Consider the following 10795-nt stretch of genomic DNA (forward strand, 5'->3'; position numbering starts at 1 on the left):
GATACCTTGTTGCAGTGTTCGCAGGTAAAGGTAAGAAAAGGCATGATCTTTCTCCAGAAATTTATTGTTCCAGCAGTCCCATGACTACCATCTCAACCTGAACCAGCACCTTGGCGCCATCGGCCATGCCGCCCCCAAAAAGCGTTTCGCCCTCGTGGGTTACAGAGCCGTGCAGGTGAACGCGCACCTGATTGTTTTCGCGCCACATTTCGCCCGTGATGCCGTTGACTTCCAAGAACTTTTCAATGGTTTTGGATTTCACCGGCGGGGGCATGGTTGTGCAGGTTACCGGGTAGTTGCAGATAATTTTTTCAAGGGAACCAATACTTGAAAGAATAAAGGCCCGTTCAAGCTTCTGCTGCTCAAAAAAATCCCGCAGTCCCTGAAACAGGTCAGAGCCTGGGCCAAGGCGCAATTTGTACCATTTAGGCTGGGTCAGTTCTGTTACTTGCATGAAATCCTCGATGATCGCCGTAATAGCTATAACGTGTAACTACAAGGCATCACTTGAGGTTGTAGATTTTTTTGAGCTCAAATTCTTCAATCAGCCACTTCATGCCTTCCTGAATCTCGGGGCTTACATCGCGCATGGGGCGCTTGCAGTGACCGACAGGAAAGCCCAGCAGGCGCACAAAGGTCTTGACCGCCACAGGGTTGGTGGCAGCGTAGCAGGCCTCCATGATGGGCAGCAGCTCGTTGTAAATCCTGCGGGTGCGCTGCACGTCTTCAAAGTTCTTCCAGGGGCGGGACATTTCTGCCATGGCGCGGGGGTGGATATTGCCCGTCACGTTGGCTGTTCCCGCGCCGCCAAAGGCCAGCACGGGCAGGGTCAGGGCATAGGCGGGCGAATCGCAGCAGAGGATTGGCAGTTCGCCGTGGGTGCCTTCCTGAATGGTGGCAATCTGGCCCACATTGGGCATGGCTTCCTTGTCGGCCACCAGGTTGGGCACGGAATTGAACAGCGTGATGACTGTTTCCGCGTTGACGTTGGCCACGACTCTGGCGGGGTTGTTGTACAGGCCCACGCTGATATCTACAGAAAGGCAGACATCAATGAGGTATTCCAGCACGGATGCCTGATCCGGGCACAGATAGGGCGGCACCACAACAACGATGCCGTCCGCGTCCTGCTCCTGCGCGTAGCGCGCAAGCTCGATGGTTTTTTCGGTGTCGCCGTGGGTCACGCCAAAAAACGCATGGATCTTGCCCTTGCAGTAGCGGGCCATGTCCTTGATGACGGTCTTTTTTTCTTCAATGGTCAAGGTTGTGGGTTCGCCGGTGGAACCCAGCACAAGCAAGGTGCTGGTGCCGTTGGCGGCGTGAAAATCCACAAGATCGTGCATCACGCCAAGGTCAATGGCGTTATTTTCGGTAAAGGGGGTAACAATCGCTACCCAGGAACCTTCAGGATAAATCAACTTTCCCATCTTCAATCTCCTTTAATGCTCTGCCTCAGGCAACAGCACGGGCCTGCACGGCCTTGCTGCTCATTTTACAATATGCGCCGGTAACAAACACAATGCCAAGGCCAATCATGTCTGTAATGGTACCGGGGATAATCAGCAGACACGCGCCCACAATCAGCAACAGGGCTACCGGCAGCGGTATGGGGCGGAAAAACCAGCGTTCCATGCCGCCTGCAAGGGCAACGGTGCCAATGGTGGCGGTAATAAAAACCTGGAGGATGTTCGGCCACTCGCCCTGCATGAGCAGAGCCGGGTCATACATGAAGAAAAACGGCACGATAAAGGCCACGCTGCACAAACGCGAGGCGATCAGGCCCGTGCGCATCATGGAGGCGCCCGCCACTTCCGCGCCAGCGTAAGCGGCAACAGCCACCGGCGGCGTGACCATGGAGATCACCCCGAAATAAAATACGAAGAAATGCGAAGAAAGCACGCTGAAGCCAAGCTCGCGCAGGGCGGGAACCCCCAGGGTCGCCACAAGCACATAGGCCACGGTGGTGGGCGTGCCCATGCCCATGAGGAGCGAGGCAAGCATGATCAGAATCAGTGCTACTATGGTGCTGCCGCCGGATATGGAAATAACCACCGAGGCGAGGTTAAGCCCCACGCCTGTAAGCGACACAACGCCGATGACAATACCCGCGCCAAGGCAGGCAACCGCAATCAGGATCATGCGCCGCCCGGCGGTGGAAAGTATCTCAACAAAACGGCGCGGCCCGATGGCAAACTTTTTATCGCCCCACGAAACCAGCACGGCAGACGCAGCGGCTGCCATCGCCGCCCTGAAGGGCGTGTAGCCGATCATCATGATCACAAGCAGCACCACAATGGGCAGCAGAAGATAGAGTCTTTTGACAACATCCTTCATGCGGGGCAGTTCCTCCTTGGGAACCCCCAAAAGGCCCAGCTTGGCCGCCTCAAAGTCCACCATCATAAGGATGGAAAAAAAGTACAGAAAAGCCGGGATCACCGCCGCCTTGCACACCTCAAGATAGGGTATGCCCAGCGTGTCCGCCATCAGGAATGCGGCTGCGCCCATGACCGGGGGCATGATCTGCCCGCCAGTGGAGGCTGCGGCCTCCACAGCGCCGGCAAACACAGGTTTGTACCCGGCCTTTTTCATCATGGGGATGGTAAACGCGCCCGTTGCGTAAACATTGGCGGCTGCAGAGCCGGAAATGGTGCCGAAAAAGGCGCTGGTAATAACAGCAATTTTTGCAGGGCCGCCGCGATAGTGCCCCGTCAGCGCGCGGCCAAGATCCATGAGCACGTCGCCCGCGCCGCAGCGCTCAAGAAAGGTGCCAAAAACAATGAAAGCGGCAATATAGGTGGCTGAAACACCGATGGCAGAAGAATACAGGCCCTCAAGCCCGAATCCCAGATAATCCACCACTTCGTTCCACGAAAACCCCTTGTGCGCGAGCATGCCGGGGATATGGTTCCCCCACAACGCATAGGCCAGAAACAACAGGCAGACCACCAGCAACGACATGCCCACAACGCGCTGAATAAGCACCAGAACCAGCACCAGGGCAGTGATGCCGCTGATGGTTTGCCCAAGGGTCAGGTCGTCAACCATGACCAGACGTTCCGCAATCTGGTCCGCCTGAATGGCTGGCAGCGCAAAAGCCGCCAGAGCCACCAGCGCCAGCACGAGATCAAGGGGCGCAGGCCCGCGCTTCTTGCTGGATGGGTACACCAGAAAGGCCAGCGATGCGGCAAACATGACGTGGATGGGCCGATGCACATAGGCCACCGGCATGCCAAAAATCGTGGTGACGCAGTGGTAGCCCGCAAACAGCAGGCAGCCAAAGAATATGAGGTATTGCACGAGCCTGGCAAAACCCTGCAGGCCTGCTACTTCGCCAAAGTCATTGCTGGCTTCGCCGGCAAGTTCTTTTTCCACAGCGCTGCGGGCCAGATTGACCTTTGTTGACGCGCCTGCGGCGTCCTTTTGCTCGGAAGAAGCCATTATTTCACCCAGCCCTTTTCCTTGTAATAACGCAGGGCACCGGGATGGATGTATTGCACGGCAATATGATCAGCGCTTTTGCTGGGGTCAAAGACCGAATAGGTCTGGTGCACATTGCGGATCATCTCGGGCTTTTCACAAAGCACCTTGGTCAGGGCGTACACAGCGTCGTCCGGCAGGTTGGCGCCCACGGGCAAAACCACGGTTTCGGCCATGTGCGGCGTATCCTTTGTGATAAAGTAATACTGCCCGGCCTTGATGGTGAAGGTCATGTAGCCATCGCTGCTCAACTTGTCGAGAACCGCCTGATCAATGGGCAGCATCTTCATTTTGACGGTGGTGATCAGTTCGTTGATGGACGAAACAATGGGGCCCACGTAGGCGTCCGCGTGACCGTCCTGAATGAGGGAGGAGGCTTCCGCATAGGAAACGTAGCTCACAGAGCCGCCCCATGTTTTGATGTCTTCAAACGTGATGCCGTACTGTTTGAGCATGTTTTCGGAGGCAACTGCAGGCGAGGAACCTTTTTTGGAGGTCAGCAGACGGATTTTAGGCTTGGTGCGGGCAATATCCGCAATGGAGGTATAGGGGGAATCCTCGCGCACAAGGAAAAAGCTCATGGGCATGGGCGCCACATACATCATGATTTTTACGTTCTTCACGGGCTTGCGGCTGGCGAACACGCCTTCGGCCTTAAGGCTTTCTTCATACAGCTTGATCATGCTTGTACCAAGGTCAGCCTTGCCCGCATCAATCTTCAGCAGGTTTTCCACCGAGCCGCCAGTGTTGACGCTCACGGTAGCGCCAGGCATGACCGAACGTGCAGCCTCGCCGATAACGCCGCCAAGGGCGTAAAAATCGCCGCCAAGCGGACCGGAGGTAATGGTAAACGTTTTCAGCTCCGCCGCCTGGGGCATCTGGGCCAGCCCAGCCGCCAGCATAACCACGGCAACCAACAGCGAAATCAAACCCTTTTTCATAGAATACTCCTGTGTACGGTTTATTCCGGCCTTTACTGAGGCGCGGCAGCGTCGCTGGCACTTGGCAATACTCTGGGGGGGACCATAACCGTTAGCACCCTATCAAATTTTATACCAAAATCATATACCCTTTCCCAGACCTTTGCGGCTCTAGCATTTAATGCCCATACCCCACACCGGGGCAGAGACTCGCCAGATGCAAAATTGAAAACATTTAGAATAAATATAGTTAAATTTGTTAGCATTTCAAGGCATTATTGTATTCTCAAATATGAGAATAGATTTCTCAGATACGAGAAAAACTTGCCGCAACCGTATGGAAACGGTCTGAAGGGACGAGGCAGGCGGTTGCATTATTTCGCAGGGCTAATGCAGCAGATTATATTCCTGTAGTTTGCGATACAATGTGGCGCTGCTGATGCCCAGACGCCGGGCCAGAAGTTTTTTCTGCTCCGTGCTGACAGCTACGCCGATCAGGCGCTCCAAAAGCTGTTTTTCGTGCACCGCGAGCATTTCCTTGAGCGTTGCTGTGGACGCGGCTCCTGGCCGCCTGGCAAAAAAATGCTGTGGCAAATCATTGGCCCGTATCAGCGGGCCTTCAACAACGTTAACAAGATATTCAATGATATTGCGCAATTCACGCACATTCCCCGGCCAGTCATGGTTCATGAAGGCGTCAAGAGCCACAGGATCAAGCCCGCGTATGTCGCGGCGCAGCTCACGCCGGTAACGGGCAAGAAAGCTCTCGATAAAAACGGGGATATCCTCACGGCGCTGGCGCAATGGCGGGATGTGAATGGGAATGACATTCAGGCGATAGTACAGATCGTTGCGAAAGGTCCCTTGAGCGACCATTTCCTGCAAATTACGGTTGCTGGCGGACACAATGCGCACATTCATCGGGATGGACGCAGAACCGCCCACCCGCTGTACGCATTTATCCTGAAGCACGCGCAGCAGTTTGGACTGCACGGGCAAGGGCATCTCGCCCACTTCGTCCAGAAACAGGGTACTTTCATGGGCCAGTTCAAACTTGCCCATGCTTCCGCCCTTTCTGGCGCCCGTAAACGCCCCTCCTTCGTAGCCAAACAGCTCGCTTTCCACCAGATTTTCAGGAATGGCCCCGCAGTTCACAGCCGTCATCAGCCGCTTGCCGCGCCCGCTCATGCTGTGGATGGTGCGGGCCAGCACCTCCTTGCCGGTGCCGCTTTCGCCGCTGATAAGCACGGTGGAGTCCGCTGGGGCGATCTTCTGAACCAGAGCCAGAATATCGCGAATGGCGGCACTGTTGCCCAGCAGGGGGGTTTCTTCCAGCTGTTTGCGCTCTCCGCTCACAACCGCGTCAAGCTGGTGCTCAAGAATGCGCGAACGCTGCTGGGTGACAAGCTTGCTCTCAATCAGCATGCTCATATATTTGAGAAATTCCTGAAGCTTTTCCTGATTCCCCAGCAGCCGCCCGCGCTCGTCCTCGTTAAATGCGACAATGCCAATAACGCCAGCCACCTGGTTGTTCAAAAAGATGGGGTAGGCCATATCAGCGAGTTCATTGCAGTTCTCGCGGTTGGCGCACACGCTGCATGCCTGATCGTTCTGCACGTTTTTGACAAAGGCCGGCTTGCCGGTCTTGAATACTTTGTCGAAAAAAGCACTGTGCGCGATCTTCCGGCTGATGAGCGACTCATATTCCGCAGTGCCGCCCACGCGCACCAGATTGCAGTCAACCACGGTAACGGGCGCGTCCAGAATGGAAGCAACCGCAAGCACGTAGGCCTGCACAAAGGGCTGAATTTGCATAAGGCTGGAGAGTTCTGCCATCCCTGCTGCTCTTGGGTAAGAAACTGTTCGGAGGATGCAGAACGCATGGCGCGCCACGGCGAATCAGCATCTGAAAGTACCTGAGCGATACCTTTTGCCCAGGCCAAGCGCAAGTGCCCTTGCTTGCCACCGTGAACTCTCTCTGCCAGTATGCGCCTCACACCATCGCGGCAGAAAACCGCGCAACAGGAGAGAAAGGTTGAGTATCTTACAGCGCGCTGGCAATGCAATTACCCGTTATATGGGCGTGCTTATTCTGACATGCTCGGCTTTGGCCTTATGGAAGCCGGAGCTGTTCCGCTGGGTGGCCCCGCACGTTACGCCGCTTCTGGGATGCATCATGTTTGGCATGGGCATGACCTTGCGCCTCAAGGATTTCAGCATGGTGTTTTCCCAGCCGCGCGCCCTGCTGCTGGGCCTGCTGGCCCAGTTCGGCTGCATGCCGCTGCTGGCCTTTGCCTTGTGCTACCTGTTCGCCCTGCCGCCAGATCTGGCAATGGGCGTCATTCTTGTGGGCACGGCCCCCGGCGGCACCGCCTCCAATGTGCTGACCTTTATTGCCAGAGGCGACGTGCCGTATTCCGTGGCGCTCACCTCGCTGACAACCGTTGTTGCACTGGCGCTCATGCCGGTGCTCACATGGCTGCTTGGCGGCGTGTGGGTTCCCGTAGATATGGGAGGACTGTTCGTTTCCATTCTTAAAATCGTGGTGATCCCGGTTATTCTGGGCATTGCGGCGCACCGTTACTGCGGTAGGCTCACGGAACGGGCCATTCCCCTTCTGCCCCCGCTCTCGGCGCTTACCATCACCCTTGTGGTGGCCGGCATCATGGCTATCAATGCTCAAAGCATCCTTCGCGCCAGCGCCAATATCTTTCTGGTCGTCGTGTGTCACAACCTGCTGGGCTTGGGCTTTGGCTATGCCGTGGGCCGCATCTGGAAATTTGATGAGCCCCGCTGCCGCGCCCTCTGCTTTGAGGTCGGCACACAAAATTCCGGTCTGGCTACGGCCCTCGCGCTGGCGCATTTTTCCCCGGTTTCAGCCATTGCGGGCGCGCTGTTCAGCGTATGGCAAAATATTTCTGGCGCGCTGATTTCAAACTATTTTCACGGTAAAAAACTGAAACCGTAACCGGAGCCGGAGCAAAGCCGCTGCACCAAGCCCCAACGCCCCCCATGAGTTGCCGGGCTTTGACTCTGGCGCGGTGCTGTGCCAAGTTGTCCGCAGCCGCCCGCCGCTGGCTGGTTATGCCATTGGCAACACCTTGCAGCAGGCCGACGGCCTAGTACCTTCACCCCTTACCAGCAATATTGAAGAAGGAAGCGCCATGAGCAAGGAAGTCATCAGCACGAGCAAGGCCCCCGGGGCAGTCGGCCCTTACAGCCAGGGCATCAAGACCGGCAACATGTTCTTCTTTTCCGGCCAGATTCCCATCGACCCCGCCATCGGCAAACTGGTGGAAGGCGATGTGAGCGCTCAGGCGGAACAGGCCTGCAAAAACGTTATGGCATTGCTGGAATCACAGGGCCTGACCGCCGCCAACGTGGTCAAAACCACCGTATTCATCACCGACATGGGCAACTTTGCGGCTGTCAACGACGTGTACAAAAAGTATTTCACGGCTCCCTGCCCCGCGCGTTCCTGTGTTGAGGTCAGCAAGCTGCCGCTTGGAGCGCAGGTTGAAATTGAGGCCATTGCCACGCTGTAATTTTCGGCGGCAACACGGGCGGCATGGCCCGGCATTCAACCGCAACGAGGCTCTTGCTTGCAAGCCGCCGCGTTGCGGTTTGTTTGTGGCATGCCGCCACGGCAACACCGCCGCATCTGGGCGCTTTGTTGATTTACAGATGCTGCAAAATAGTGGAATATGCAGAAGATTAACGGCAAATGCGAGGCGCGGTATGGATGACCGACAGTCGGATATCACAGGGCAGTATGCCCTGCATATGCAGAAGCAGCTTGTGCAGCACTGCCTTGCCCCCTGGCCTCGCCGTGGCCGCACCCTGCTTGAAGTGAACTGCGGACGCGGCGATCTGTTGCCCCTGCTGTGGGAATACGGCTTTGACATGACCGCCACGGAGCACAATCCCGAGTTGCGGGCCGAAGCAAGCCGCATGGCCGACCGCGCCGAAGTGCTGGCCGCCGCTGACGACCACCTGCCCTTTGATGATGACGAATTTGACTGGGTTGTGCTGCACCTTGTTTCACCCAGCGCCGAAAGCACGCGCAAGGCCATAGCCGAATCGCTGCGCGTGGCCTCCGCAGGCCTTGCCCTCACATTCTGGAACTCGGCTTCGCTTCCCTTTATGCTCCACCTGCTTGGCGGCCGCAAAACCGCATGGCCCGGCCCGACCTTCTGCTGGTGGCAAATATGGCGGACGCTCAGGAGCCTTTCAGCTGGCCGCATCAGCGGGGCAAGCGTTCTTGCCGGGCCGCAGGGCACCTGGAATGCATCGTGCGCCCTTTCCGGCTGCAACAGGGTCTTGCCCTGGCTGCCCATGGGAGCATGGGGCATTATCCGTATCGACATGGCAAAATCCCGCCCGGTCACTCCGCTGCCCTTACGGCTCGGACGCAGACGCATGCGCCGCGCAGAGCCTGTTCTGGAATGCGGCCACAAATCTCAGGCCAAGGCTGCCGACACAGAGAGGAAAGCGCCATGAACCTGCCCTTTATTGCCCCCCTTGTGGCATTCATACGCCAGCACTTGTTGGCGCTGGCCGCAGTGCTGCTTGTGATTCTGGCGGCGGTGGGCGGATTCAGCGGCTGGCGGTACTACCAGTACAGGCAGACTGCCGAATTTGCCTTTGCGCAGATAAAGGACGCCCTGCACCCGGCCAAACCCACAGAACTGGCGCAGCGCATAAACTTTGACGCCATTTCCCTGCCCCTGGCCAAGGCCATTGCAGAGCATTACCCCTTTTTGAAAAAGGGGCCAAACCAGTTGCGAGATCTGAGCGACATGGTTCAGGTTGGTCTGCTCAAGCAGGCGCGCGTCAAGGAAGAACCCGTCAAGGAAGAAACTGACGAACTGGTGCGCCTCAGAAGCCCCCTGTATGTTCTGCCGCCAAACTTTTTTACCCAGTTTTTTACAACCATGACCTTGCAGAACCCCACGGAGAATACCGCGCTGATAGCCGCGCAGATTCGCCACCCCGTGCTGAACAAACAGTTTTCGGTGCTGCTGCGCATGGACAAAACCCCAGAGGGATGGAAACTGGACGACATGGTCAATGCCGAAGAGCTGGTTCGCCAGTACCGTGAGTTCCAGAAGGAGCGCATGGTCGCGCAACGGCAACTGCTTCTTGATAAAAATGCCAAGATCAAAAAACGCATGGAAGATACACTTCCTCTCAAAGCCTGCACGGCCAGCGCAGGTTTGATTTCAGACGGAAAGACGCTTCTTGTTGTGGTAGACGTGCAAAGTAAAAACATCAGCACTATCCCCATCAATAACGTGGATCTTTCGGTCAAAATTTTTGCGCCGGACGGCACGGAGCTGATGCAGCGTTTTCTTAATGCCGTGCAGCCCACATTTCCGGGTGATACGTTTGAACGCAGATGGACAATTGAAGTTGACGGCACAAGCCCGCTTGGCAAATCCATTGTGGCAGCGCGCAAACTCACCTGCGAAGCTTCGTGGAAAACTCTGGGCCTCGCCAATGGAGAGATGCTGCACTTTACCATAGCGCCTGATCTGCTGGAAGAATTTCAGTAGTTTTCACAGTCACCTGTCCACTATGCCCTTTTCTCGCGCAGGCGAATGTGTCATAGTGATGAGGTTGGCGGGCCGCACAACGCCCGCGCCAGCCTACATAAACTCAAGGAGCCGCAAAATGTCGGGTCTCAGCCGTTCCATACACCTTACGGTGCATATCCATAAAGATCCTGCCGCTATGGCCGAACGCGCCGCCCACATTCTGGCGGCAGCCTGCGAAGAAGCCATTGCCGACAGGGGTGTTTTCAGAATCGCGCTCTCCGGCGGGCAGACCCCTACGCCGCTTTTCCGCCTGCTGGCGGGCAAAGACTGGGCAGATCGCCTCCCTTGGGACAAAATGACCTTTTACTGGGTGGACGAACGCTGCGTTGGCCCTGACCATCCTGACAGCAACTACGGGCTGGCGCGCCGCGAACTGCTGAGCATGGTTCCTGCCATGCACTTTTTCCGCATGCGCGGTGAGGAAGATCCCGTTGAAGCAGCCGTCAAATACGAACAGCAGATCCGCGCCGAATTCAATCTTGGCCCGCAGGAACTGCCCCGCTTTGACTTTATGCTGCTGGGCATGGGCGAAGACGGCCACACGGGTTCCATTTTCCCCAATTCGCCCGCCCTTGCCGAGCGCAAGCGCCTTGTCATTGACCAGTACGTGCCCGAGCGCAAGGCTGACCGCCTCACGCTCACCCTGCCCGTTATCAACAACGCCCGCTGCTGCATGTTCCTCGTGACCGGCAAGGAAAAGCACGATGTGCTTTCGCGCGCGCTCAACCTGCTGGCCGAACCCACCCTGCCCGCACAAAAGGTGCGCCCCGGATTTGGCGAACTGATCTGGGTTGTGGACGA

10 protein-coding genes are annotated in these 10795 nt (G+C 56.8%); 5 read left to right on the forward strand and 5 right to left on the reverse strand.

Annotated elements, in window-relative coordinates:
• Nucleotides 1–61 precede the first annotated feature (61 nt).
• From VEZ52_RS01250 to VEZ52_RS01270, 5 genes are all read right to left on the reverse strand, one after another.
• Nucleotides 62–454, reverse strand: a complete 393-nt coding sequence (locus VEZ52_RS01250) for a PPC domain-containing DNA-binding protein (protein ID WP_192111415.1) — start codon at nt 452–454, stop codon at nt 62–64.
• A 49-nt stretch (nt 455–503) separates the two neighbouring features.
• Complete coding sequence (locus tag VEZ52_RS01255) at nt 504–1427, reverse strand: dihydrodipicolinate synthase family protein (RefSeq protein WP_324835192.1); 924 nt, start codon at nt 1425–1427, stop codon at nt 504–506.
• Nucleotides 1428–1452: 25 nt separating this feature from the next.
• Nucleotides 1453–3438, reverse strand: coding sequence for a TRAP transporter permease (locus VEZ52_RS01260; RefSeq protein ID WP_324835193.1), 1986 nt, complete (start codon nt 3436–3438; stop codon nt 1453–1455).
• On the reverse strand, nt 3438–4418 hold the full coding sequence (locus tag VEZ52_RS01265) for a TAXI family TRAP transporter solute-binding subunit (RefSeq protein ID WP_324835194.1): 981 nt from the start codon (nt 4416–4418) through the stop codon (nt 3438–3440). The genes VEZ52_RS01260 and VEZ52_RS01265 overlap by 1 nt, the downstream gene beginning before the upstream one ends.
• 366 nt (nt 4419–4784) lie before the next feature.
• Nucleotides 4785–6233: a sigma-54 interaction domain-containing protein gene (locus VEZ52_RS01270; protein ID WP_324835195.1), complete on the reverse strand. Its 1449-nt coding sequence runs from the start codon at nt 6231–6233 to the stop codon at nt 4785–4787.
• Nucleotides 6234–6432: 199 nt separating this feature from the next.
• On the opposite strand from VEZ52_RS01270, the gene VEZ52_RS01275 reads away from it, so the two are divergent.
• The 5 genes from VEZ52_RS01275 to pgl form a co-directional block, all read left to right on the forward strand.
• Nucleotides 6433–7365 carry a bile acid:sodium symporter family protein gene (locus VEZ52_RS01275; protein ID WP_324835196.1) on the forward strand — a complete coding sequence of 311 codons (933 nt, stop codon included), beginning with the start codon at nt 6433–6435 and terminating at the stop codon, nt 7363–7365.
• 196 nt (nt 7366–7561) lie between these two features.
• A complete protein-coding gene (locus VEZ52_RS01280; protein WP_324835197.1) occupies nt 7562–7942 on the forward strand; it encodes a RidA family protein in 381 nt (126 codons plus the stop codon).
• Between the two features lie 193 nt (nt 7943–8135).
• Nucleotides 8136–8897: a class I SAM-dependent methyltransferase gene (locus tag VEZ52_RS01285; RefSeq protein WP_324835198.1), complete on the forward strand. Its 762-nt coding sequence runs from the start codon at nt 8136–8138 to the stop codon at nt 8895–8897.
• On the forward strand, nt 8894–9952 hold the full coding sequence (locus VEZ52_RS01290) for a translation initiation factor IF-2 (RefSeq protein ID WP_324835199.1): 1059 nt from the start codon (nt 8894–8896) through the stop codon (nt 9950–9952). The genes VEZ52_RS01285 and VEZ52_RS01290 overlap by 4 nt, the downstream gene beginning before the upstream one ends.
• A 118-nt stretch (nt 9953–10070) precedes the next feature.
• On the forward strand, nt 10071–10795 hold a 725-nt coding region (pgl, locus tag VEZ52_RS01295; RefSeq protein ID WP_324835200.1), incomplete at its 3' end, for a 6-phosphogluconolactonase.

Origin of the sequence: Desulfovibrio sp. (genome assembly GCF_035644575.1) — a bacterium.
Classification (GTDB): Bacteria; Desulfobacterota; Desulfovibrionia; order Desulfovibrionales; family Desulfovibrionaceae; genus Desulfovibrio.

What these genes read in the sequence shown, in the direction of transcription:
- VEZ52_RS01250 (WP_192111415.1), bottom strand. Translation starts at nt 454, where the DNA reads ATGCAAGTAACAGAACTGACCCAGCCTAAATGGTACAAATTGCGCCTT.
- VEZ52_RS01255 (WP_324835192.1), bottom strand. Translation starts at nt 1,427, where the DNA reads ATGGGAAAGTTGATTTATCCTGAAGGTTCCTGGGTAGCGATTGTTACC.
- VEZ52_RS01260 (WP_324835193.1), bottom strand. Translation starts at nt 3,438, where the DNA reads ATGGCTTCTTCCGAGCAAAAGGACGCCGCAGGCGCGTCAACAAAGGTC.
- VEZ52_RS01265 (WP_324835194.1), bottom strand. Translation starts at nt 4,418, where the DNA reads ATGAAAAAGGGTTTGATTTCGCTGTTGGTTGCCGTGGTTATGCTGGCG.
- VEZ52_RS01270 (WP_324835195.1), bottom strand. Translation starts at nt 6,233, where the DNA reads ATGGCAGAACTCTCCAGCCTTATGCAAATTCAGCCCTTTGTGCAGGCC.
- VEZ52_RS01280 (WP_324835197.1), top strand. Translation starts at nt 7,562, where the DNA reads ATGAGCAAGGAAGTCATCAGCACGAGCAAGGCCCCCGGGGCAGTCGGC.
- VEZ52_RS01285 (WP_324835198.1), top strand. Translation starts at nt 8,136, where the DNA reads ATGGATGACCGACAGTCGGATATCACAGGGCAGTATGCCCTGCATATG.
- VEZ52_RS01290 (WP_324835199.1), top strand. Translation starts at nt 8,894, where the DNA reads ATGAACCTGCCCTTTATTGCCCCCCTTGTGGCATTCATACGCCAGCAC.